Raw genomic sequence first — 24,578 nt, forward strand, 5'->3', positions numbered from 1 at the left:
CGGCACGACATAGGAACAGACACTGGATAAGCACTCAAGCCACCTTAAATAAATATCGGGCTCGAGAAATAGCCTAATCCTTATGATTTTCCCGACTGGGTACTTAATACATCCGGTAAAAGCCCGTTGAGTATCTCCACGCGCGCAAGCCAAGCTAACAACACTAGCCTTTTCGGGAAGCTCAGCTCCCGGTAAAGGCCAATTGAAAACAGACTATCTCCGCTCGGCACTGAGCGCCTCGAAGGCGGCGGCGTCTTCTGGGGTGTCGATACCGATGCTCGGCTCTTCGGTGAGCGCGCAATGAATGTCATAGCCGGCTTCGAGGACACGCAGTTGCTCCAGTTTTTCTAGGTCTTCGTAGCACCCGCGCGGGAGTGAGCCCAGCTTCGCAAGCAAATCCGCCGTGTAGCCGTAAAGCCCGAGATGACGGTAGGGGGTCGCAGCCCCTTTTATTTGGCGCGGTGGCGTTGCCGCCTCGTCCTCTTGCGGCGGGGCATCGCGCGTAAACGGAATCGGAGCACGAGAAAAATACAGCGCGCGGCCATCGCGGCGCAGCACGACTTTGACTTGGTTTGGGTCGTGAAAATCCGAAACACGCCGAAACGGCGTCGCCAGTGTCGTCATTTGCGCGCCCCTCTCTAGCAGCCCGACCAAGGCCTGAATCTGGCCCGCGCTCACGAGCGGCTCGTCCGCCTGCACATTGATAACACGCGCCGCGCCGATTCGAGCATTGGCCTCGGCGAGCCGGTCGGTCCCGCTCGCGTGGGTGACCGCAGTCATCACCGCGCGAAAGCCAGCCGCCTCCACGCAGTCGCGCAGCCGCTCGTCATCGACCGCAAACCACAGCGGCAACGCAGGCACTTGTGCAGAGATCCGCTCGGCGACCCAAAGCAGGAGCGGCTTGCCCTTAATCGGATGCAGGAGCTTGCGCGGGAAGCGCGTCGATTCGAGACGGCAGGGAACGATTATCGCGAGTTCAGGCGAGGACGGCGACGGGCGCCGGACGGCCTTAGCCGCCAAGGCTGGCGCACTCGTCGCCGCCGAGCCGGCGTCACCTGATGGGAGCGAAAAAGCAGGAGCCTCAGTCATATAAGCGCAGATTTCGGCGCAGTTAAGCCAAGGGGTAGGCGCCGAGGCGATTCCCGTTTTTAAGTTGCAAGCCACTAGTGCCTCGAAAACCGTCCGCGCCTTTAAAAAATGACAGCGACCGAGAACAGCGAGGATTCAAGTCACCCCGGCGCAGCCGCCCCCAACCTGCAACTGACGAAGGAACTCGTCGTGCAGAACAAGATGGGCATCCATGCGCGGCCGGCAGCGATGATCGTGCGCATCACCAATCGCTATAAGTCGGACGTCTTCGTCGAGAAGGATTCCGAGCAGGTAAATGGCAAAAGCATCATGGGTCTGATGATGCTCGCCGCCGCGAAAGGCTCACGAGTCAAGTTCCTCGCCAATGGGCCCGACGCCGCCCAAATCCTCAGCGAGCTCGAGGAACTCTTCACCCGCAAGTTTGACGAAGCCTAGCGGCGAGGGGCGTGTCGCCCCGCGCACTCACCTCGCGGACAAGCGAAGCACGCAGCACTATCCTCCCCGCCTCCGGCAGGGGCCGCTTGGAGTAATCGCGTTTGGCAGACGCGCCGCTGTTTTGCGAAGGCGAGGGGCTCAGGTGTTCTGCGCACTTCGCAAAATGGCAGCGCCCAAGGAGTACCACTGCCATCAAAAGCGCGCGATTTTGAATAAGCTTTCCGCGCCTGTCGCAACGCAACAGGGAGCGGGGATTCCTTCAAATTTGGGATTTCGTTCGTGAGCGATAGCGCGACGGCGAAGCCCCAAATTGAATGGCAGTGGCGATGGACGGCGGGCCGCCAAGGCTAGTGCACTTGTCGCCGCCCGCGCTTACGCACTGGTCGCCAACACTTGACGACGGCTCGGCGACTAAAGTCGTCCTGTGCACGCCGTCAGGCCCGCCGCCAAATAAGACAGCCTGCGGCTGCGCTCCACGCGCAGTGGAAAAAAGGACGTGCTGGCCGAAGCGACACGCGTCTCAGCGCCACCGGCCAAAAAGGCTCGAAGTCTCCGCATAACTACGCAGAACCTCTGTGCGCGGCGCACAGTGTCGTCCCCTGAGACCGATGCGCCGCCCACTACCCGAAGCCCTTTAGCCCACCGCGCCCCTGTGATTGCCCTCTTCAAATCGCTCCGCCCCCGCAGCTTTGCTCAAAAAATCCAATGGGCCATCGGCCTAGTCATCGCCGCAGTGCTCCTTGTCGCTGGGACCTTCGACTACCTCTCCAGTAACCGCCTCATCCAAGCGCAGACCCAGAGCACGGCCTTCGGCCACATCGAAAGTATCGCCAAAGAGCTCGACGGAGTGATCAGCGCAGTCGGCAACCTCCCCCGCTCAATCGCCGCCTTTCAAGAAACACTCGGCAGCACTTCCGACCCGGCGATCGACGGTTTTCTGCGCGCCCTCATACGCGACACGCCTGCCGACCAAGTCTACGGTGTTTACCTCGCCTTCGAGTCACTCCCGGCGAGTGCGCCTCGCTCCAGCTTAAGAATAAACCGCAAAACTTACCCCGAAATAGTCGCGCTCAATTACGACTACCACTCCCCCCTTTACGAATGGTATCACGGCCCCCGCCGCACCGGTCGTCTTCACATCACCGAGCCTCGGCAAAACTCCGATGGGCACACGACCCGCATGGTCAACGTCAGTGCCCCCATCCGTAGCGAAGACGGTCGCTTTATCGGTGCCGCCGCTGCCTCCATCCCGCTAACTAGCCTCCTCCCCACCGTGCGCAGCCGCGGTTTCGAAGGTGGGCAGAGCCACACAAACGACGATTCCGAATACACCTATATCGTCAGCCAAGATGGCAACATCATCGCCCATCCCGACGAGACACTCATGCTGGGTGACGACGGCGTTTCCCCCAGCAACATCGCCGACCTAGTCGCCGGCCCCTACGTCAGCTCCGCGCCCAGAGGCCACGCCCGCATCGAGGTCGAAGGTGAACCACGACTACTCTACTGGATTCAAGCCCCACACTCAGGCTGGAAAATCGTCCTCGATGTCTCTGAAGAGAAAATCCGCAGCCCCATCGATCGGCTCGCGCTCCGCGACATCCTCATCGTGGCCGCTGCACTCCTCCTCACTTTTATCGTCGTCTCCTACATCGCCCGTCGCATGACCGCCCCGATCACCTGGCTAAAATCTGCCGCGCACGCGCTCGAACACGGCGAGTTCTCCCCCGACTCTCTCGACCCCATCGCCGCCCGCACCGACGAGCTCGGCGAGCTCGCGCACAGTTTCCAAAACATGGCGCGCACCATCACCCAGCGCGAACAAAGCCTCGCCGAGCTGGCGGAGAACCTTGAGCAAACCATCCAGTCGCGCACCGCCCAACTCGCCCAAGCCGTCACCGACGCCCAAAACGCCCGCGCCCACGCCGAGCAAGCCAACCAGACTAAGAGCGAGTTTCTGGCGAACATGAGCCACGAGCTGCGCACCCCCATGAACGCCATCATCGGCTACTCCGAAATGCTCATCGAGGAAGCCGAAGCGGCGAAAAAGCCCCACGTCGTCGCCGACCTCCAAAAGATCCGCAACGCCGGTAAACACCTCCTCGACCTCATCAACGACATCCTCGACCTCTCCAAAGTCGAAGCGGGGAAAATGCCCCTCTATATCGAGCAATTCGACGTGCGGGAAATGCTCAACGAAGTCGTCACCACCATCAGCCCCCTCATTGAGAAAAACCAAAACACCCTCGACCTGCACTTCGCCGACGACCTCGGCACCATGAAGGCCGACGTCACCAAAGTCCGCCAAACCCTCTTCAACCTCCTCGGTAACGCCACCAAGTTTACCGAAAAAGGCACCGTCACCTTCGAGGCCCGCCGCGAAGTCGTGCCTGCCGACAGTGATACCGCCCCCGACGGCCAAAGCGGCTCGCTCAGCGAGCGCCTCGTATTCGTCGTCCACGACACCGGCATCGGCATGACCCCCGACCAGCTCAGCCGCATCTTCGAAGCCTTCATGCAGGCCGACAGCTCCACCACCCGCAAATACGGCGGCACCGGCCTGGGACTGCCCATCAGCCGCAACTTCTGCCTGCTCATGGGCGGCGACCTCCTCGTCGAAAGCGAATACGGTAAAGGCAGCACCTTCACCATCGTCCTCCCCGCCAAAGTCAGCCGCAAAACCGCCAACACCCAGTCACTCGGGGGCGACACAGGCGACGACGACGACGCGAGCGAAAGCGGGTCGGAAAACGACGACGCGACCGACTCGGGCGCAGTCTCCGTGACTAAAGGCTCCTCGCTGGCCGATGCGGCACAGGCCACCGCCCCCGATGGGGCGACCATTCTCGTCATCGACGATGACCCGGTCATGCGCGACATCACCTCGCGCAATCTCACCCGCGAAGGCTACCACGTCCTCCTCGCCAGCGACGGCCCCAAGGGACTCGCCATTGCTCGCGCCGAGAAACCTGCGGCCATCGTCCTCGACATCCTCATGCCCGGCATGGACGGATGGGCCGTCCTCTCCGCGCTCAAAAAAGACCCCGAGCTGCGCCCCATCCCCGTCATCCTCGCCAGCCAACTCGACGAGAAGGAAGTCGGCTTCGCCCTTGGCGCACACGACTACCTCATCAAACCCGTCGATAAAGACCGGCTCGTCACCGCGATCCGCCGCCACCTCGACGACCCCGGCGATGCACGCCCCTTACTCCTCGTCGAGGACGACAAAACCACGCGCGAAATGGTGCAGCGACTCTTGGAGAAAGAGCCCTTCACCATCGACACCGCCGAGGACGGCCGTGCCGCACTCGAACACCTCGAACACGCGCAACCCCTGCCCGCCGTCATCCTCCTCGACTTGCTGATGCCCACTATGGACGGCTTCGAGTTCCTCACCCGACTGCGCGAACGCGACGAGTGGCGCGGCATCCCCGTCATCGTGCTAACAGCGATGGACCTGAGCATGGCCGAGCGCGACACACTCCTCACCCGCGCCAAATACATCCTCCCCAAAGCCAGCACTGGGAAAGTCGAACTCATCGATAAAATCCGCGCCGCACTCGAAGGCGAAGCGAGGGCGTAACCCGCTCCCGCAAAATCGCCGAGTGGGGCGAGGGCCAAGTCCTCGCCGTTGTTTTGGTAAAAGGGCTGCCACACAATTCGGGCAGCCCAGCAACCACTCAGCTCATATCCCGAAAAACTCGCGCGCATTACGCGTCGTGATTTCGGCAAGCGTCTCGACGCTCACGCCGAAAAACTCGGCTGCGTAGTCTGCCGTGTGTCGCAAAAAGGCGGGCTCGTTGGGCCGCTTTCCGCGATGCGGCATAGGCGTCAAATACGGCGCATCGGTCTCCAACATCAGCCGCTTCAAGCCCTGCACCTGCGCCGCCTCACGGACGCTCTGCGCATTTTTGTAAGTAAGGATTCCCGTAAACGAGCCGCGACCGCCACGCGCGACGAGCTCACTCATCTCCGCTGGGCCTTCGCTGAAACAGTGGAAAACGACCTTTCCCCAATCGACGCCACTTTCATCAATCAGGGCGACCGACTCGGCAAAGGCCCCGCGCGAATGCACCTCGACCGGACAGCCTAGCCGCCGCGCAATCGCGAGTTGCGCTGAAAACGCCGCCCGCTGCCACGCAAACACCTGCTCGGCCTGCGCCGGATCGTCCTTGGGCAAGTGAAACCGATCTAGCCCGCACTCACCCAAGGCCACCGGAGGGCGCGCCCCCTTTTTATTTTGCGCGTCGGCGCTGTCTGCGCGTCCTAGCCCGACGCCAACAGCATCCGAGAAGTACGCTTCGATCTGCGCCACCTCACTCTCCCAATCCGCCCCCACTGAGCAGGGGTGCAGCCCGACCGTGTAATACACCGCACAGCCGCCGCCAGAATGGGTCGTCGCGATTTCTCGATACAGCGGCCAATCGTCGCTGCCTGTGCCCACCGTGACCAAGGCCCCGACGCCTGCTGCCGTCGCGCGCTCAAGCACCGCGTCAAGCTCTCCACGCTGCACAAACGAATCCAAGTGGGTGTGCGTATCGATTAAATTCATACAAAAACTCAGGAGATTTTAAGAGTACAAAGGCAGGTATCTTTCGCGCAAGTAGCGCAAGAGCGGCGCAGGCGACAACGGCTTGCCCGTGACTCGCTGCGTCAAGTCCAGCGCATCGTGACGCTTACCCGCGGCATGCACGTTTTTGCGCAACCACGCCAACAGCCGCCCAAAGTCCCCGTGCGCGAAATCCGCCTCGATCTCCGGCTCCTCTGCCCGCACCGCCTCCCAAAGCTGCGCGGCAATCATGTTCCCCAGGCAGTAGCTGGGGAAGTAACCAAAGGCCCCATCGCTCCAATGCACATCCTGCAAGACGCCCTCGCGGTCGTTCTTCGGCTCCAGCCCCAGCAACTCGCGCGAAAGTGCAGCCCACGCCTCGGGTAAGTCGCCTACCTTAAGCGCACCGCTGAAAAGCTGCCGCTCAATCTCGAAGCGCAGGATGATGTGCAGGTTGTACGTCACCTCGTCGGCATCCACACGGATCAAGGTCGGCTCGACCGCATTGACCGCCAAGTAAAGCTCCTCCGAGGAGACACCGCGCAAGGGCCCCGAAAACTTCTCGCGAAACCGTGGCTCGAAAAATGCCCAAAACGCGCGACTGCGCCCGACCTGGTTTTCCCAGAGGCGGCTCTGCGATTCGTGCACACCCATCCCCGCCGCCTTACCCAGCGCAGTCGCATGATGCGCGAGCGGCAGCCCCTGCTCATAAAGCCCGTGGCCCGTTTCGTGAATCGCGCTAAAGAGCGAGTCCAGCGGCTCGTCCTCATTAAACCGGGTCGTCATCCGAATATCCGCTCCCGTCCCAGCGCAAAACGGATGCAGCGAAACATCAATCCGCCCGTGCTCGTAATCGAAGCCCAGCCGCCGCGTGACCTCATCCAAAAACTCCCGCTGAGCGTTTATCGAAAACCCACGCAGCCGCGCCCGCGCAGCCTTCGCGCGACCATCATCGTTTTCGGAGATTTCCCTAGCAAGCGGCACGAGCCCCGCGCGCAACTCGCCAAACAGCCCCTCAATCACCGCCGCCGACAGCCCCGGGTCATGTTTATCAATCATGTAGTCGTAGGCCCGGCTCCCGCCCTCGCCGCTCGCGCTTGTGCACGGGTCGCCGCCCCAGCCCAGATAAGCCGCCTCCTCGCGCGCGAGTTCTAAGTTGCGCTCCAAGACTGGCGCATAACTCGCAAAATCATCCTCCGCTCGCGCCTTTGCCCAAGCATGAAAGCCCACGCTCGATTGCGCGGCCTTTGCCCGCACAAACGCAACCGGCAGCTTCGTGGCCCGCTCGTAATCGCGCTGCGCCTCACGCACGACCAAGCGCTCCTCCGCGCTGAGTGCGTCGCCCGCTGCGCCTTTGCCTTCGGCAAGCCTCGCAATCAACGCCCCCAGCTCAGGGTCGCTCGCCGCCGCATGAATCGTCTCGGCCAGCACCGCGTGCTGCTCCGCCCGCAAGTCGGCACTGCCCTTAGGTAAATTCACCTGCTCATCCCAGCCGAGTAATTGGGCAATTGTCTCCAGTTTGTGGATACGGCCCAAGTGCGAGAGCAGCTGAGCGTAGGGCGTCGGGGCGGGACTCGAAGAGTGGGGCGAGACCATATCGCCCTTAGCGGTGGGAGAACTCATAATGGAGCGCGAGCTTTCCCACTGCCCGCCCACCGCCAATACAGAAGCACGCCCTGAGCCATTTTTAGAGGCCCCTCCCTCAAGGCCTCAGCGGCGCCTCTCTTGGAAAAGCGGCTCGCCCTTGACGATCTGCACCTTACCGCCACCCGCCGAGATTTCCACGCGCGGCCCACCCCCGAGGTAGTCGCCGATATGCTTCCCCGAGTCGCGGCCACCTTGGGCGAGCACAAGCCGAATTTCGCTCGTCACCTTCCTGCCCTTCGCCGCGATGAAACAGTTCTCACTCGGATTAATCGTCGTGCGCACGTTACCCATATCGCTGCGCAGTTGGTTGGGCCCACGCACCCGCGCCAGCGTGGCGATGACGTCGCCCTGCGTCGTGCGAGCCGACACGGTGTTGTAGGCGGCCTGCACGACGATGTTGCCCTTCTTCGTCTCCAAGTCCGCATGCCCGCTCACCGTCCCGATATGCACGTTACCCTCATCAGTTTTAAGCTCGGCGGCACCGGTGCTACGCGAGACCGACACATCACCGCGCTTCGTCGCCGCGTAAATATGCCCATCGATTTGCCCCAAGAAAATCTTCCCCCGCTCCGTCACTACATGCATGTGCCCCGTCAAATTCCCCACCTGGACAGAGCCCTCCTGCGTATAAACATCGAGACTACAATTCTGCGGCACCACCACCTCGAACTGCATCTTGAGCCGCTTCGCACTCATTAGCCGCGTGCCGCCGCTAGCCCGATCGAGCACATCGATGGAAACTGTGTCGTCGCTGCGCCGCATCACCAGTTGCACGCGATTGAGGACAGAGCGTGCCTTTTGCGACTTCTGCTCATGGCTAACGCAGCGCAACTGCAACTCCAGTCGCTCCACGTCCCCGGGCACCACCTTGATGTCGCCGCTTCCGGTCGAGATCTTTACACGCCCGCCATCGGGCAAAGGCACGCGCCGCGTCTCTACACGCTCCATCGCCGCAGCGGACAGAACCGACATGAGCACCGCGCAAAACAACGCAATGAAGTGAGAAAATTTCATAAGCCCCCCGACTAACCCGCCCCCGAACTCTGCGCACAAACGGCAAGCCTTGCGTAGCATTCCCAGCCAAACGCGTAGTTCTACCCGAGCGGGCCTGCGACTGGCAGGCCACCGCGCTCGCGCGACGGCCTGCCTCAGCACGCGCGGCCCAACCCGCCGCCCGCACAATAAAACGGCCTGCGACCGCTCAAATATCGATCACGTCGCTATCGAGTTTTCGCGAGGGCCTGCGGCCATCCGCAGCCCCGCTCCCGCCACTCCCGCCACTCGGCGGATTCGGCGGCCCCAAACGCGAACGCGGCTGCCTCGCAGCCGAACCGCGCAAGAGGCTCCCGAGTAGATAGTTGGTCGCACTCACGATGAGCGAGCCCCCCACTGCCGCCCAAAATCCACTCACGTAAAACCCCTCTACCAAACGGCCCACCAACAGGAACAGCAGCGCATTGATTACCACCATCCCGAAGCCCAAAGTCGCCACGATAAACGGCAGCGTGAAAAACACTAAAATCGGCCTCAGAATCGCATTTAAAAAACTCAGCAGCAGCACGACTACGAACAGTGCGGTGCGCGTCTCGCAGGCGATACCCGGGATTAAGTGCGTGGCGACCGTCACCCCCACAGCGAGCACGAGCCAACGAATGATGAGTTGCGGGAAGCCAGTGTTCATTTTTCCTCGCGCAGCTTTCGCCCGCCGCACCCGCCCGCAATGAAAATACTCCTCGTCCAAGACTTCCTACGCAGCGGCGGCACCGAGCGGCAAACGATCCTGCTCGCCAACGCCTTCGCCGCCGCCGGACACCCCACCTCACTCCTCACCTTTCGGCCCGGTGGCCCACTCGCGCACACCCTCTCGCCTGCCGTCACACATCGCGCCCTGCAGCCCTTTGACACGCGACTCGACTGGTTCGCCCCGGGCCTACGCCGCGCAGTTCGCCGCGCTTCGCCCGACATCGTCCTATGCATGGGACGCATGGCCAATTGTCATGGAGAGCAAATCGCTAACACCCTCTCACGCCTACACCTCAGACAGCGCGCCAACGAGTGCGCCGCAGAGATAAAAGAGCCCACGACTCCTGCGAGCCTAGGAACGATGCGCACAGGCAAGCCCCTCCCGCTGCTCGCTCGCCGCGCGCTCGGGCGCGTCACCCACATCATCGCCAACAGCGAAGCCGCACGCACCACGCTCCAAACCCGCTACTCAGTCCCGCCCGAGCGCATCAGCGTCATCCCCAACGCCCTCGTCTTCCCGCCGCTCCCGCACGCCGAAGCCGCCCCCGCACGCGCCGCACTCCGCAGCGAACATGGCGCCGACGACACCACGACCGTGCTCCTCGACTGCGCCATGTTTCGGCCCGAAAAAAACCAACGCGAACTCATCGAAATCGCCGCGCAGCTCCCCGCCACCCTCCACTGGCAACTCTGGCTTGCGGGCGATGGCCCTGCACTCGCCGACTGCCGCGCACGCGCCACCCAGCTTGGGCTAGCCGACCGCGTCCACTTCCTCGGCTTCGTCGCCGACCCGCGCCCGCTCTACGCCGCCGCCGACCTCGCCGTGCACGCCTCCAAAAGCGAGTCGCTGTGCAACTTCCTTCTCGAAGCCCAAGCCGCCGGCCTCCCCTCAATCGCCGCCCGTGCCCAAGGTATCGAAGAGTGCCTTACACGCCCCGGCGAAACCGGCCTCGTCATTGAGCACGGCGACCGCGACGGCTTCCGCCGCGCCATCCTCCATTTCGCCCAAGCGGGTTTTCGTAAAACCCCAACAACGCAAACAGCAGACCCCGCCGCCGCGTATCTCGCCCTCTTTCAAAAACTCCTCACCGGACACTGACCGCACATGCCCGCCTCAAGAAAACCCAGCAGCCCAAACAATAGGCCTGACGCGATCCGTTTAAGAGGTGTGCGGCAAAACAACCTCAAAGGCTTCGACCTCGACCTCCCTCTCGGCAGCTACATCGCCGTCACCGGACTGAGCGGCTCGGGCAAGTCCTCACTCGTCTTCGACACCCTCCACGCCGAAGGCCAACGCCGTTACGTCGAAACCTTCAGCGCCTACACTCGCCAGTTCCTCGAGCTGCTGCCCGCGCCCAAAGTCGATGCGATCGACAACATCCGCCCCTCAATCGCCATCGAGCAGACCAATACCGTAAAGACCAGCCGCTCGACCGTCGGCACGATGACCGAACTGTGCGACTACCTAAAAGTCTGGTTTGCCCAAAATGCCCGCTGCTACGACCCCGACACAGACGAGGAAATCGAAGACGACACGCCCGACACCATCTGGCGCAAAACGCTCACCGCCGCCGAAGGCCACACCCTGCTCCTCTGCTTTGCCGTTACTCGCCCGCCTCAACTCACTTGGGCCGAAATTTTACAAAACCTCAAAACTCAAGGCTACCTGCGCATTCTCGTCAGCGAACCCGTACCGCAAATTTTTAAAATCGACGACTTACTCGCCCTCCCGCCTGAAGCGCTTGCGCGACAGCTCCCCGCAGACTCGCCCGCCTCAATACAGGTTGTCCAAGACCGGCTAAAAATGCGCGCCGACGGGCGCGCCCGCTTCCTCGAAGCCGCCGAGACGGCACTCCATTTCGGCCAAGGCCAACTCCAGCTCTTTGAGCATTCGCAGCCGGGCCACGCAGAGCAGACTTTCGCACCCGTTGCGACCTACTCGAGAGGGCTTCACTCGCCGACTACGGGCCGCCAGTTCCGCGCCGCCACGCCCGCGCTCTTTTCCTTCAACTCGCCGCTCGGCGCTTGCCCGCGCTGTCGGGGCTTTGGCCGCGTCATCGAAATCGATTACCGACTCGCCGTCCCCGATCACTCGCTCTCAATCGAAGCGGGCGCCATCAAGTGCTGGGAAAGCGACATCTACGGCGAGTCAAAGAAAGACCTCCTCCGCGTCGCCCGCCGCCTAAAAATCCCGACCCGCATCCCCTTCTCCCAACTCACGCCCGAACAGCGCGACCTCGTCATTAACGGGGAGCCCGACTACGATGACGCGGCAGGTCGCACTTGGCCGGACTATTGGTATGGGCTCAAAGGCTTCTTCGACTGGCTAGAGAAGAACGCCTACAAAATGCATGTGCGCGTCTTCCTCTCGCGCTATCGCTCTTACAACACCTGCCCCGAGTGTCACGGCGCACGGCTCCAACCCGAAGCGCTCTGCTGGCGTTGGCAGGGCAAGACACTTCCCCAGCTTTACCAACTGCCCGTCTGCGAACTGCTCGCACTGCTCGATCAGTCTGCCCCAGCGACTTCGAGTCAGTCCGATGTGCTAGCCAGCATACTTACCCGGCTGCGCTACCTCGAACAAGTGGGCCTAGGCTACCTCACCCTCGACCGCAGCTCGCGCACGCTCTCGGGCGGCGAGGCCCAACGCGTCACCCTCACCAGCTGCCTCGGCGCCTCGCTTATCGATACGCTCTTCGTCCTCGACGAACCCTCTGTAGGCCTGCACCCGCGCGACATCGACCGCTTGATCGGCATCATCCGCACGCTGACCAACGCAGGAAACACCGTGGTCGTCGTCGAGCACGACGAAGCCATGATTCGCGCCGCCGACTATGTCGTTGAGATCGGGCCCGAAGCAGGCAGCGCAGGCGGCCACCTCGTTTTCCAAGGCAGCGTCGCGCAACTCCTCGCCGCACCCCAAAGCCTCACCGGCGCGTATTTTTCCGGACGCAAAAAAATCGAAACACCGACAGCCAGACGACCCGTCACCGCTGAGACACCCGCGCTCCACATCACAGGCGCCACCAAGCACAACCTGCGCGACCTCTCGCTCACGATCCCGCTGCGCCGCTTCGTCGCGCTAAGCGGCGTCTCCGGCTCGGGAAAATCCACACTGCTAAACCACGTCCTCTACCAAGGGCTCCTCGATCAGCGCGGCCAATATCCGGCTACGCCTCTTACGTCCCTCTCCGACGCATCGCCAACAAACGCCCCTGCAGCCCGCAGCGACGCGCCAATAAAAGGAGTCTGCCGCTCCGACCTGCCACTCGGCGAAATCGTCCTCGTCGACCAGTCGCCGCTCACCCGCACGCCGCGCTCCAATCCGGCCCTGTATTGCGAAGCGTGGGACGACATTCGCAGCCTCTACGCCGCCACGCCCACGGCTCAAGCGGCAGGGCTTACTGCCTCCAGCTTCTCCTTCAATAGCGGCGACGGACGCTGCGATCACTGCCAAGGGCGCGGCTACGAAAAAGTCGAGATGCAGTTCCTCTCCGATGTCTTCGTGCCTTGTCCCGTCTGCGAAGGCCGCCGCTTCAAACCCGAAATTCTCAAAATCCGTTGGCGCGAAAAGTCCGTCGCCGACCTGCTCGACCTCAGCATTAACGCTGCGCTCCCGCTCTTTACCGATCACCCCAAAATCGCCGAAAAACTCCGCGGGCTCGAATCCGTTGGCCTCGGCTACCTCACACTCGGTCAACCCCTCAACACCCTCTCCGGCGGCGAAGCCCAACGGCTCAAACTGCTCAAGTACCTCTCCGCTCATGTCGGCATAAACGAGTCCGCACCACACGCCGCCGGCGCACTTCTATTGTTGGATGAGCCGACCACCGGCCTGCATCCGCACGACATTAAGCGACTCCTCGACGTCCTCCAAACCCTCGTCGCCCAAGGCCACTCTATCGTCGTCATTGAGCACAACCTCGACGTCCTCAAATCCGCCGACTGGCTAATTGAAATCGGCCCCGAAGCCGGAAGCGCAGGGGGCCAAATCGTCGCCACAGGCACGCCCGAGCAACTCGCCACAGGCGACACCGCGACCTCGCCGTTTTTGCGCCAAGCCCTCTCGCCGAAGAAAGCAAAGCCCAAGATGCTCCACGCCACCACAGCGCAAGCCACTCACTCGAAAACGGGAGAAACCACGCTAACAGGTGCGCGCGAGAACAACCTCAAAAACCTCTCGCTCACCCTGCCGCACCGCACGCTCTCGGTCGTCACCGGAGTCTCCGGCTCGGGCAAGTCCACGCTCGCCTTCGACATCCTCTTTGCCGAAGGCCAACGCCGCTTCATGGAGTCGATGTCGCCCTACGCGCGACAATTCGTCGAGCAGCTCCCCAAACCCGCCATCGACTCGCTCAGCGGCATCCCACCCACCGTCGCCATCGAGCAACGCGTCACACGCGGCTCGCGCAAGTCCACCGTCGCCACCATCACCGAAGTCGCCCAATACCTCCGGCTCCTCTACGCCCGCCTCGGCGTCCAGCATCACCCCGAGACCGACCGCCCCGTTACGCCGCTGCGGCCCGACGAACTCCGCGCACTCCTCAGCCGCCAACTCGCCGCGCCCGAAACCCAGCGCGCCAAACACCTCTACCTGTGTGCGCCGCTCATTCGCGGGCGCAAAGGCCACCACCAGCCCATCGCCACCTGGATCGCCAAACAAGGCTACCCACTCATGCGCGTCGATGGCCGTGTGCTCGCGACCGAGTCCTTTGAAAAACTCGACCGCTACCGCGAGCACGACATTGAGGTCGTCATCGCCGACCTGAAAACGGTGACCGAAAGCGAAGCCCATGCCGCCTTGGACAAGGCCCTGCAACTCGGCAAAGGCACCTGCTTCATCGTCTCAACCGGGAGCACCCGCAGCGCAAAAGAGACAGTCTTGGCTTACCTCTCCGCAACTCGGACGGACGCCGCCACTGGCGAATCCTTCCCCGAGCTCGACCCCAAACACTTCTCCTTTAACTCGCCGCGCGGCTGGTGCCCGACCTGTCGCGGCCACGGCGTCGTCTACCCTTGGATGCTCGAAAAATCGGACGGGGAAGATGCAGACGACCCGCTCGCCCGACTCCGCAGCTTCGGCATCGAGTCGGGCGAAGACCTCTCGGACGACGGCCAGCCCTGCCCCGATTGCCACGGCGAGCGGCTCGCACGCATCCCGCGCGCCGTGAAGCTGCATTTTAAAGCGCGTAACCCAGAGCGCACTGACTCGCCGCATACCGGGCCGCAGCCTCAACCCATTCTCGGTGACGGCGGGGCGACGCCCCACCGTAAAATAAAAGAGTCTGCGCCCCCGCTCTCTCTGCCCGCATTGCTCCGGCTCAGCTCCGCCGAACTCCTCGCTGCCCTGCGCGACCTCGACCTCGATTCGCGCGGCCAACTCATCGCCCAAGACATCATTCCGCAAATCGAGGAACGCCTAAAGTTCTTGGACGAAGTGGGCCTAGGCTACCTCAGCCTCGACCGCCCCACCGAAACGCTCTCCGGCGGCGAAGCCCAGCGCATCCGGCTCGCCGCCCAGCTCGGCTCCAACCTCTCCGGCGTCCTCTACGTCCTCGACGAGCCCTCCATCGGCCTACACGCCCGCGACAACGACGCCCTCATTGCCACGCTCCAACGCCTCCGCGCCAAGAACAACACGCTCCTCGTCGTCGAACACGACGACGCCCTCATGGAGCACGCCGACCACATCATAGACCTCGGCCCCGGCGCAGGGCTTCACGGCGGCGAGCTTCTCGCCAGCGGCACGCCCGCCCAAATCAAACGCAGCGCAAAATCGCTCACCGGCCTCTTTCTCAAAAACGGCATCCCGCACCCCACACGCGGCAGCTACCGAGAGCTGCCGCCAGCACCCACCCCGCGCACGAAAAAAACGGAGGCGCGACCCTGGCTAGAATTGCGAGGCGCGACCCTACGGAACCTGCGCGACGTCGATCTGCGCCTCCCGCTCGGTCGGCTCATCATGGTCGCTGGCCCCAGCGGCGCGGGCAAATCCACCCTCTTTCGCGACATCCTCCACCCCGCCGTCTCCGAAGCGATTAAGACCCAAAAAGCGAAACTCGCCCCGCGCCGCCGCAGCGGGAAAAACACGGCGCCGCCTAGCTTCGGCGAACTCGTCAACGGCCATGTCTTCAAATCCGTCATCGAGGTCGACCAATCTCCCATCGGCAAAACCCCGCGCTCCACGCCCGCGACCTACCTCGGAATCTTCGACCTCATCCGCCAATTTTTCGCCTCACTGCCCGAAGCCAAACTGCGCGGCTACACTGCCAGCCGCTTCTCCTTCAACACCGCCGGAGGCCGCTGCGAAACCTGCGCGGGCGCAGGCCGGATCAAACTCGAGATGGCCTTCATGCCCACCACCTACCTGCCCTGTGAAGACTGCGGCGGGAGCCGCTACGCGCGCGAACTCAGCGAGATAAAGTGGAAGGGCAAATCCATCAGCGAAGTCCTCCAAATGAGCTTCGAGGAAGCCGCCGCATTTTTCGACTTCCACAGCCGCCTATCGGAAGTCTGCCAACTCATGGTCGATTGCGGACTCGGCTACCTCTCCCTGGGCCAAAGCTCACCCACGCTCTCCGGCGGCGAAGCCCAACGCCTCAAACTCGTGACCGAGCTCGCGCGCGGCCTTAGCTCCTTTAAGGAGAAGAGCAAAGGGCTGCGCCCGCAAAATCTCTACCTGCTCGAAGAGCCCTCCATCGGCCTACACCTCAGCGACTGCGAACGCCTCATCGGCGTTTTGCAAAAACTCGTCGACCAAGGCCACAGCGTCGTCGTCATCGAGCACCATCTCGACCTCTTGGCGGAGGCGGACTACCTCGTAGAGCTCGGCCCCGGCGGCGGCCCACACGGCGGCCAAATCCTCTACCAAGGCCCACTCTGCGGACTCCTCGACAACCCGAGCGCCACACCCAAGTCCCCAACAGCACCCTACCTCCGCCAAAAACTTGGGCGGACTTGAATCGGCGCCCGTCGCATTCTGCCGCCCACCAGTCTCCCCCGCACTCTGCCGCCACTACAAAGGTAGGCACAAAAAAGCGGCGCACCGGAAGAGTGCGCCGCTAATCGCAGACTGTTTTGCGCGAGCCGCCTGACGACGTGCACAGGACGACTTTAGTCGCCGGGCCGTCGTCAAGTGTTGGCGGCCCGGCCTTAAAAGGCATCAGACGATGCCTTGTTGGAGCATAGCGTCGGCCACTTTTACGAAGCCGGCGATGTTCGCACCGTCCACGTAGTTTACGAAGCCGTCCTTCTGCGTGCCGTATTCCAAGCAGGAGTGGTGGATGCTCTTCATGATGGCGTGCAGGCGGTTATCCACCTCGCCACGGTTCCACGAGAGCCGCATCGCGTTTTGGCTCATTTCGAGACCACTGGTCGCGACACCGCCCGCGTTGGCCGCCTTACCCGGGCCATAGAGGATCTTGGCCTTGAGGAAGACTTCCACCGCACCGAGATCGGAGGGCATGTTCGCCCCTTCGGCGACACACACGCAGCCGTTCTTAACGAGCGTCTCGGCATCGGCCTTGTTGATCTCGTTTTGCGTCGCTGAGGGCAGCGCGATGTCACAGGGCAGCGACCAAGGCGTTTTGCCTTCGAGGAACTCCAGCTTGTAATGCTGCGCGAACTCGGAGATGCGGCCACGGCGGTTGTTCTTAAGATCCATGACCCAAGCAAGCTGCTCGGTCGTGAGTCCGTCGGGGATGTGCACCGTGCCCCCCGAGTCGGAGAGCGAGACGACCTTGGCCCCGAGCTCGATGGCTTTTTCCGCAGAGTATTGCGAGACGTTGCCCGAGCCGGAAATCGCCACGCGGCGGCCTTCGAAACTGAGCTTGCGCTTCTTGAGCATCTCTTGGGCGAAGTAGACGCAGCCGTAGCCAGTCGCCTCCGGGCGAATGAGGCTGCCTCCGTAGGCCAGGCCCTTGCCGGTGAGGACAGAGGAGAACTCGTTGGCGAGCCGCTTGTATTGCCCAAAGAGGAAGCCGATCTCGCGACCGCCCACGCCGATGTCACCTGCCGGCACGTCAAGCGAGGCCCCGATGTGGCGATACAGCTCGGTCATGAACGACTGGCAAAAGCGCATCACTTCGCCGTCGCTGCGGCCGTGCGGGTCGAAGTCGGAGCCACCCTTACCGCCGCCCATCGGGAGCGTCGTGAGCGAGTTCTTAAAGACCTGCTCAAAGGCGAGGAATTTGAGGATACCGAGGTTAACCGATTTATGGAAACGCAGCCCCCCTTTGTAGGGGCCGATTGCGCTGCTCATCTGCACGCGATAGCCGCGGTTTACTTGGACGTCTCCCTTATCGTCCACCCAGGGCACTCGGAACATGATAACGCGCTCCGGCTCGACGATGCGCTCTAAGAGGCCAGCCGATGCATAGCGCGGATTTTTTTCTACAAACGGCCAAAGGCTCATGAGAACCTCTTCGACCGCCTGGTGGAACTCAGGCTGCGAAGGATCGCGCTGACGGATTTGTTCGAGGAATGAATTTAAGTTTTTCAATGGCAGCCCCACAGCGCGCCCATTTTGCCCCCGCCTAACAATCCCAAACTCGCAGTTTCGCCCCGGTTTTACGCGATTTTTACCCAGACTAATCTGACGTTGCGCGAACGCTGTTTGAGCTAATCAAAACCAGCCCCCTCTAGGTGGGGGTCTATTTTAGGGGCAAAATGTCATAAAACCACCCCCCTAAAGAAGGGGGTAGTTTGAGGAATCGAAACGTCTCAAAAAATGGCAGGAATCCGTTAGGCGAGTTACCAGATTCGCTCGAATCACTCCTCCGCCGCCGACTCCGGGCTCGGTGGCCACTGGTGACGGATGAGGTCGGTGCTGCGGGCGGCCTCGTTGGCGAGCTGCACCAATTCGTCGATCAGCACGGTGGGATCGTCGTCGTGCCGCAGCGCGTGGAAGCGCTCGCGCACTGCGGAGTAACTCGCCCGGTCAGCCATCCACGTATCAATCAGCGCAGCGAATTCATCGGTAGTTTCGATTTTTGGTGAGGCCGCGCCTTCACGGAAAAATTTCCACGTCAACTCCTCCTGCGGCATGACTCCCCCAAAGGCATTAAAGATAATCGGGCAACGAAAGAAGAGGGCCTGCGCGCAAGTGGTCGTCCCGCCGCGCGTCACGATGCAGTCGCTCACCTGCATCAACAGGTGCATGACTTCCGTATAGCCCTCGATGTGGCAACGCAGCTCGGGGTGATTAGCGCGCCAGTGAATGAGCGCGTTATACGCCTCGCGGTTTCGCCCGCAGATGAGGATGACCTGCACCTTATCGGCGTGACGCAGCAGCGCGGGCAAGAGCGCGAAGTGGTTGTTCGCGCCATTTCCCCCCGTCGCAAGAAACACGGTAAAAAGCCCCGAGCGCAGCCCAAGTTGCTGCGTGAGAAAGCGGCGACGCTCGGCCTCGCCCAAAACTTCGAGATGCTCGCGCGGACGCATCAAGCGGCCTCGCACGCGCGTTCGCTCGCGCGGCATCCCTTTTTTTACCGCGTAGTCGTTAGCCGTTTCGGTTCTGGAGAAATACCGGTCGGCGCTCGGCTCTATCCAGTTAACCGAGTAGCCCCAGCCGCCGGAAAACTCGCCGCAATAGGTCGCCGTGCGCACGGCGTCCTGGCCCAGCACCGCGCGCGCAAGCTGGAAGTAACCGCGGTTAAGGCAGTCGTGCACACTGAGGACGAGGTGCGGGCGATACTCGCGCAACACGTCGAGGTAGTAGCGGCGGCCCAGCGTCACCGTGCGGCTATTGAGCAAACTCAGCCCCTCGACCACCGCGTAGAAGACCTTGTGCATCCACGGCGACTTTTTCTGGATCCAGTTATAGAGGTTGACGCCCGCGCGCGCCACCCAGCTCGATTTCTCGAGCATTTGCTCGATCTGCACATCGACTTGGTGGCGATAGAGCTCGAAGCACCACTCGGCAAAAGCCTCCGCGCGCGCATCGTGCCCCGCACCGGTGCTCGAGGTCAGGACAAGGATTCGCAGTTTCGACATGGGTTGTGGGCTCTCGTCTGTATCGTGTAGTCGGGTTTATAATACGCCCGCCGCCTAGAGGCCAAAGTAGAGTGCTTGCACGCGGCGTTTGAGGCCGAGCGAGGCGAAACGCACGAGGAAAGGGGCAAGCACCACTTGGAAGAATCGCCCGCAGCGCAGCGTCCCGCTGTGTCGCCGAAGTAATGCACGGCGCAAGCACTGCGCCGCATGCGCAGGAGGCGGCCCGCTCCTCATCATCGCCGCAAAGCGCTCCCAAACCGCCTGTGTTGAGGCCGCATCACTGCAGTGATTAGGCCGCATCACCGAGCTCCCAAAGTCGGTTCGATAATCGCCAGGGCGTAGGTCGATTACCCGCACGCTCGTGCCCGCAGTCTCAACGATGAGGCTCTCGTTGAGCGCACTTAGCCCTGCTTTGACGACATTGTAGCCCGACTGAAAAGGAAGCGGAAACTCCGCGGCGAGTGAGGAGACGTTCACTAACGCTTTGGGCCGCTCGCCGTCGCCCGCCTTTTGCCACGTGCTCAGAGCCGCATGCGCAAGCCGCGCAGTATTCACGAGCATGACTTCGATCTGCGCCTGCCAGTATGCGAAATCCGTCTGCGCAAAATCCCCAAACACGCTGTAGCCGGCGTTGTTAATCACGATATCGAAGCCTCCGGCGCTCTCCGACGCTTCGCTAAACACCCGCTCCGCCGCCGCGCCATCGGCGAGGTCGAGGACGACCGGAGTGAAGCTCCGGTTTGCGGCGGTCAATGACTCTAGCCGCGAAATGTCCCTGGCCGTCCCGAAAACGCGCAGGCCCTCGTCGAGGAGCATTTGCGCGAAGGCCGCCCCCAGCCCTGTGCTCGCACCGGTCACAAACGCAGTGCGGTAAACTTCGGAGAGCCGCTTCGGATGCCGCCGCGCACAGCGACGGTTGGAGCGGGAAGCAGAGTCGGTCACAGCAAATACAGTGTTTCTTTAAAAACGCGAAAACGGGTAAAGTTCCTTGCTTGCCGTATCTCCCGCTCAGCTCGATGCACGTTTGAGGACGACGCTGACATTGGCCCCGCCGAAACCGCTGCTGTTGTTGAGGGCGACCGCCGGAGCTTCGTCGAGTGTTTGCCTAGGGATATTGACCCCGGCGCATTCGGGATCGAGTTGGGTGATGTGAGCGGAGCCGGGGATGAAGCCCTCGCGCAGCGCGAGCGCGCAAAACGCCGACTCCATCGCTCCGGCGAGCGAGAGCCCGTGGCCGGTCAGTGCCTTCGTGCTACTTACTTTCGGGCCAGCGCCCCCTTCACCAAATACGGCCTTAATCGCGCGAATTTCCGACAGGTCGCCAATAGGCGTCGAAGTCGCGTGCGCGTTGATGTAGTCGACAGCGCTTGGCTCAAGCTGTGCCGCTGCGAGTGCGCGGCGCATCGCGAGTGCGAGCCCCTCACCTTCGGGATGCGAGATAGCGACGTTATGCCCGTCGGACGCTTGGCCCCAGCCCGCGACTTCGCCGTAAAGGCTCACCGCCGCGCCCGCACTTTTGCGCCGCTCGACCTCAGCCTCGGTTTCGAGGACGAGCACCGCCGCGCCGCCGGTGCCCACGAAGCCGTCGCGCGCCGCGTCGAAAGGCCGCGAGGCAGTCGCCGGATCGCGCGAAAGCGAGAGCGCACGCATTCCGGCAAAGGGCAGGATGCTGTCGAGATTCCCGTCCTCCGCGCCGACGACAAACATCCGCTTTGCGCGGCCCAACACGAGGTCGTCGTAGGCGTAGCCGAGCGCGTGAGTCGAGGACGCACAGGCCGAGGAAAAGCCGCAGGACGGGCCTTTGATTTTGAAATGCGCGACGAGATTAAAATTTAGCGTGCCTGAAATCGCCGCGACGATGCCGAGCGGTGAGCAGCGCATGACGCCGAGCTTGTGCATGCGCCCCAGCATGTGGCCCATGAGTTGAGGCGAGCCACCGCTAGCAGCGTAGAGGCCCGTGTCGGCGTTATCGCCGACGTCGCTTTCTGCGAGCGCGGCGTCGGCAATCGCTTGCTGCATCGCGCACCAGGCGTAAACGCCGTGAGGCGCCATCCCGCGAATGACTTCGCGGCGAATTTTGTAGGCCGCCGGATAAGTCCAGTCCTCGGGGTCATTGGACGCAGTGTCGAAATCACGGACAGGTGCAGCGACTTTTACCGGCACACTCTCCGGCTCAAAAGGCGGATAAAGCTGTATACCGTGCCGCAAGTCCCGCAGTGAGGCGATCACGCCCGGCACGTCGTTCCCGATGCTCGTAATCAGCCCGAGCCCAGTAATGAAAACTCGCTGGCCCATGTTGCGCGGACCTTATGCCTGCGGCGTATCAGTAGGCAAGCTAGAGAGCGAGGGCGCATCCGCTGCAGAAGGCGCCACCACCGCAGTGGCTGCGTCCTTGAGCCCAAAGGTCAGTGTAATCTCTTCGGCGATTGCCGCCTTTTCTTGGCCGACGCGAATCGTGCCTTCGAAAGTGGCGAGCGGCATCTTCATACGCTTCGGGCGGATGGACAGCGAAAGCACATCGCCCGGACGGCACACGCGGTGGACACGCACGCCTTCGCAGCCGGTAAAGAAGATTTGATCGGCGTTAACAACCTTGCCCGCCTCGGTCGGCTCGTAGCCTTCGAGTAAGTAGAGAACCGCAAGCTGTCCCAATGCCTCGAGCATGATGGAGGCAGGCAGCACGGGGTTATTCTTAAAATGGCCTTGGAGGAAAAACTCTTGGCCGGTGATTTTGTATTTCGCGCTCGCGTTTGCGGAGCTTACGGAGGCCTCGCCCAAGAAAAGGAAAGGCGGCTGGATGGGCATCAGCGCGACGATTTGCTCAACGGGCAGGAACTTCGCGGGCTGGGGCGGGGGAAGCCCGCGCGCCTTACAGTCGATGAAGACCTTAATGTCGCCAACCGTGCGGAGGTTGCGCAGCTCGTCATTGTTAATCGTCATCTGGAGGGCCTCTTCGACGAGGATGACGATCTCCATCATCGTCAGCGAATCGATGCCTAGGTCTTCAATCAGCCGCAGCTCGTCGTCCTTCTCCTGAAGCTTAGCACGCTGATCGGGGTCGACGAAGCGCTCGATAACGCCGATAACGACCGTCGGGAGCTGCTCCACGTCACCGGTTTTTAAAAACTTAAGGGCGGCCTCGAGCGTGGCCGCAGAGCAGCGTTTGAGCGATTCGCGCAGCTCCGCCTCTTTCTCCGCACTCAAATCTTTGGGTGCGGCAGGAGTACCTGAGGAAACAGTTTGGGACGTGGATTGCGCGGCATCTGGCATTACGTCTGCCAGCCAGTGCCTAGGTCATTAGTATGTAAACGCATTTTTTATAGGCTGTAGCGCGTAGCACATACGTTCTTCTTCCCAGAACTGCCTAGGGGGTTGGGGTTGGGGTTGGGGTTGGGAATTTTTTTTGGGGGCTGTTAAAGGAATCGAACGCAGGAAATTGCGCCGCTTGCTCCCGCTAAGCTCCACGCCACAATTCCCCCGCAAACACGCCGATGCCGCAGTCGAATCGCCCCCTCTCCCGCCGCCACCTTTTTATTACGCACGAGTTTTATCCGAAGCGCGGCGGCATCGCGACCTTTGTCGAGGAGATCGCAGCCAGTGCCTGCTCCATTGACGCGGACGCGGCGGACGCTGTCCGCGGCCACTCACGCTGTCGCGACACTTGCAGTGCCCTACGTAACTCACCGGATGCGCGAGGCAGCGAAAAGGTAAACGCTTCAGGGAAAGCAGAGCCGAAGACAGCGGTCGTAACTTCCAAAAATTCGCCAGACCGGAAGGACACAACGGGCGCGCGCTCAAATGAGTTAAGGGCCACACAAGCGAGCGGAGTCGAGGTTTGGGCGCAGCGTTTGCCGCCTAGGGTTGCTGAAAAGGACTTTCCGTTTCGCGTGCGGCGCTTACCGCTGCACGGCACCCACGATTTGAGGTGCGTATTCGCGCTGGTGCGGGCGCTTTTCGCGGAGCGGGCGCGGCTGCGCGAGACGAGCATTTATCTGCTCGAGCCCGGGCCGATACTGGCGTTTTTGTGGCTGCAATTTTTCAAAACACTGCGGCCGCGTGAGCTGTGCCTCACGTTTCACGGGTCGGAGATTCTAAAGCTCCACCGCTGCCCGCTGCGGCGTGTGCTCACGCGCCGGTTAATCGCCCGCGCGACGCGAGTGAGCACACTCACCCATTACACGCGCGACTTACTCTTTGAGCGTTTCCCAGAGGCGCGATCACGCTTCGTGCTGACGCCCGGCGCGGTCGCGGACAGTAGGCGCGACCGAGGCGACGGGGGCGCAGACCCGTTTTTATGGCGAGCCGGCAAGGCGGGCGCACTTGTCGGCGACGTTGGCGGCGCGTCCGGCGGCGCTAAGGGCGGCGAGAGCGAGAGTCCGCGCCGGCTAGTCGTCCTGACGGTCGGGCGGCTTCATCCGCGCAAGGGCCAGCTTCACACGCTCAATGCCCTCGCCGCGCTGCCTCCCGAGCTTCAGCAAAGAATTGAGTACTGGCTAGTCGGGAGTGAGGCAACACGGGGAGCCGGAAAACGCTACGCACAACGATTGCGCGAACGCGCAGGCAGTGCCTGCTGCAGCGACGCGGACGCGGGAAGTCGCCCTCCCAAAGGGGTCCACCCGCGAGCGCGGGAGAGCGCAGAAACGCAGGAGCGAAGCCACGCGACCAAGGGCGCTGGCGCACAGCCCTTGCCCTGCAAGGAGACACGCGAGGAGTCGGGGCTCGTAGTTCGTTTTTTGGGCGATGTGCCGGACGAAGCGCTCGGGGCGATCTACGCGCAGGCCGATATCTTTGCGCTCACGAGCGTCGTGCATGGCACGAGCATCGAGGGCTTCGGGCTCGTCTATCTGGAAGCTTCGGCGCACGGGCTGCCGATTGTCGCACACGATATCGGCGGCGTCGCCGAGGCAGTGAGTGATGGGCACACCGGACTACTCGTTTCGCCCGAAAAACCCGACGCGCTGCGCGATGCCTTTGCGCGACTCATTGAGGATGCGGAGTTGCGGGCGCGCCTGGGCGCAGCGGGGCCTGCTTGGGCACGACGGCAGACTTGGCGCGACTCGGCAGCGGCTCTCATTGGCGTTTTTGCAGACTCGCCCGACTCCTCCCAACAGTTCTCCTAAGC

The 24,578-nt window shown here is 62.3% G+C and carries 15 protein-coding genes; 5 read left to right on the forward strand and 10 right to left on the reverse strand.

The genetic code is table 11. The features are described from left to right. Positions 1 to 213: 213 nt before the first annotated feature. Positions 214 to 1,089 carry a 3-deoxy-manno-octulosonate cytidylyltransferase gene (kdsB, locus tag AXK12_RS02750; protein ID WP_082782596.1) on the reverse strand — a complete coding sequence of 292 codons (876 nt, stop codon included), beginning with the start codon at positions 1,087 to 1,089 and terminating at the stop codon, positions 214 to 216. Positions 1,090 to 1,197: 108 nt separating this feature from the next. Here kdsB and AXK12_RS02755 point away from each other — a divergent pair, with 108 nt between their 5' ends. Continuing rightward, positions 1,198 to 1,524, forward strand: coding sequence for an HPr family phosphocarrier protein (locus AXK12_RS02755; RefSeq protein ID WP_068711246.1), 327 nt, complete (start codon positions 1,198 to 1,200; stop codon positions 1,522 to 1,524). Positions 1,525 to 2,113: 589 nt separating this feature from the next. Further along, positions 2,114 to 5,107, forward strand: a complete 2,994-nt coding sequence (locus AXK12_RS02760; RefSeq protein WP_231863501.1) for a hybrid sensor histidine kinase/response regulator — start codon at positions 2,114 to 2,116, stop codon at positions 5,105 to 5,107. Between the two features lie 102 nt (positions 5,108 to 5,209). On the opposite strand, the gene AXK12_RS02765 is transcribed toward AXK12_RS02760, so the two are convergent. The 4 genes from AXK12_RS02765 to AXK12_RS02780 form a co-directional block, all read right to left on the reverse strand. After that, the gene (locus AXK12_RS02765; RefSeq protein WP_068711248.1) at positions 5,210 to 6,076 is read right to left on the reverse strand and encodes a TatD family hydrolase; all 867 of its coding nucleotides are present in this window, start codon (positions 6,074 to 6,076) and stop codon (positions 5,210 to 5,212) included. Between the two features lie 18 nt (positions 6,077 to 6,094). After that, positions 6,095 to 7,696, reverse strand: a complete 1,602-nt coding sequence (locus AXK12_RS02770) for a carboxypeptidase M32 (RefSeq protein ID WP_231863502.1) — start codon at positions 7,694 to 7,696, stop codon at positions 6,095 to 6,097. 87 nt (positions 7,697 to 7,783) lie between these two features. Continuing rightward, positions 7,784 to 8,734 carry a DUF4097 family beta strand repeat-containing protein gene (locus AXK12_RS02775; protein WP_068711249.1) on the reverse strand — a complete coding sequence of 317 codons (951 nt, stop codon included), beginning with the start codon at positions 8,732 to 8,734 and terminating at the stop codon, positions 7,784 to 7,786. A gap of 187 nt (positions 8,735 to 8,921) precedes the next feature. Then, the gene (locus tag AXK12_RS02780) at positions 8,922 to 9,401 is read right to left on the reverse strand and encodes a phage holin family protein (protein WP_068711250.1); all 480 of its coding nucleotides are present in this window, start codon (positions 9,399 to 9,401) and stop codon (positions 8,922 to 8,924) included. 39 nt (positions 9,402 to 9,440) lie between these two features. Between AXK12_RS02780 and AXK12_RS02785 the strand changes: the two genes are divergently transcribed. Both AXK12_RS02785 and uvrA read left to right on the forward strand, forming a co-directional pair. Then, complete coding sequence (locus AXK12_RS02785; protein ID WP_068711251.1) at positions 9,441 to 10,562, forward strand: glycosyltransferase; 1,122 nt, start codon at positions 9,441 to 9,443, stop codon at positions 10,560 to 10,562. 6 nt (positions 10,563 to 10,568) lie between these two features. Beyond that, complete coding sequence (gene uvrA, locus AXK12_RS02790) at positions 10,569 to 16,424, forward strand: excinuclease ABC subunit UvrA (protein WP_068711252.1); 5,856 nt, start codon at positions 10,569 to 10,571, stop codon at positions 16,422 to 16,424. 201 nt (positions 16,425 to 16,625) lie between these two features. Here the strand turns inward: uvrA and gdhA are convergent, their stop codons facing one another. From gdhA to AXK12_RS02815, 5 genes are all read right to left on the reverse strand, one after another. Next, a complete protein-coding gene (gdhA, locus tag AXK12_RS02795) occupies positions 16,626 to 17,963 on the reverse strand; it encodes an NADP-specific glutamate dehydrogenase (RefSeq protein WP_068711253.1) in 1,338 nt (445 codons plus the stop codon). Between the two features lie 269 nt (positions 17,964 to 18,232). Continuing rightward, positions 18,233 to 19,456, reverse strand: a complete 1,224-nt coding sequence (locus AXK12_RS02800) for a glycosyltransferase (RefSeq protein WP_068711254.1) — start codon at positions 19,454 to 19,456, stop codon at positions 18,233 to 18,235. A gap of 54 nt (positions 19,457 to 19,510) precedes the next feature. After that, entirely contained in the window at positions 19,511 to 20,398 is an 888-nt protein-coding gene (locus AXK12_RS02805; RefSeq protein ID WP_068711255.1) for an SDR family NAD(P)-dependent oxidoreductase, read from the reverse strand. A gap of 66 nt (positions 20,399 to 20,464) precedes the next feature. Continuing rightward, entirely contained in the window at positions 20,465 to 21,751 is a 1,287-nt protein-coding gene (locus AXK12_RS02810; protein ID WP_068711256.1) for a beta-ketoacyl-[acyl-carrier-protein] synthase family protein, read from the reverse strand. Positions 21,752 to 21,763: 12 nt separating this feature from the next. Then, positions 21,764 to 22,660 carry an ApeI family dehydratase gene (locus AXK12_RS02815; protein ID WP_068711257.1) on the reverse strand — a complete coding sequence of 299 codons (897 nt, stop codon included), beginning with the start codon at positions 22,658 to 22,660 and terminating at the stop codon, positions 21,764 to 21,766. Between the two features lie 287 nt (positions 22,661 to 22,947). Between AXK12_RS02815 and AXK12_RS02820 the strand changes: the two genes are divergently transcribed. Next, positions 22,948 to 24,576, forward strand: a complete 1,629-nt coding sequence (locus AXK12_RS02820) for a glycosyltransferase family 4 protein (protein ID WP_068711258.1) — start codon at positions 22,948 to 22,950, stop codon at positions 24,574 to 24,576. The last annotated feature ends 2 nt before the right edge of the window (positions 24,577 to 24,578 follow it).

Origin of the sequence: Cephaloticoccus capnophilus (assembly GCF_001580045.1) — a bacterium.
In the GTDB taxonomy this organism is placed as follows: domain Bacteria; phylum Verrucomicrobiota; class Verrucomicrobiia; order Opitutales; family Opitutaceae; genus Cephaloticoccus; species Cephaloticoccus capnophilus.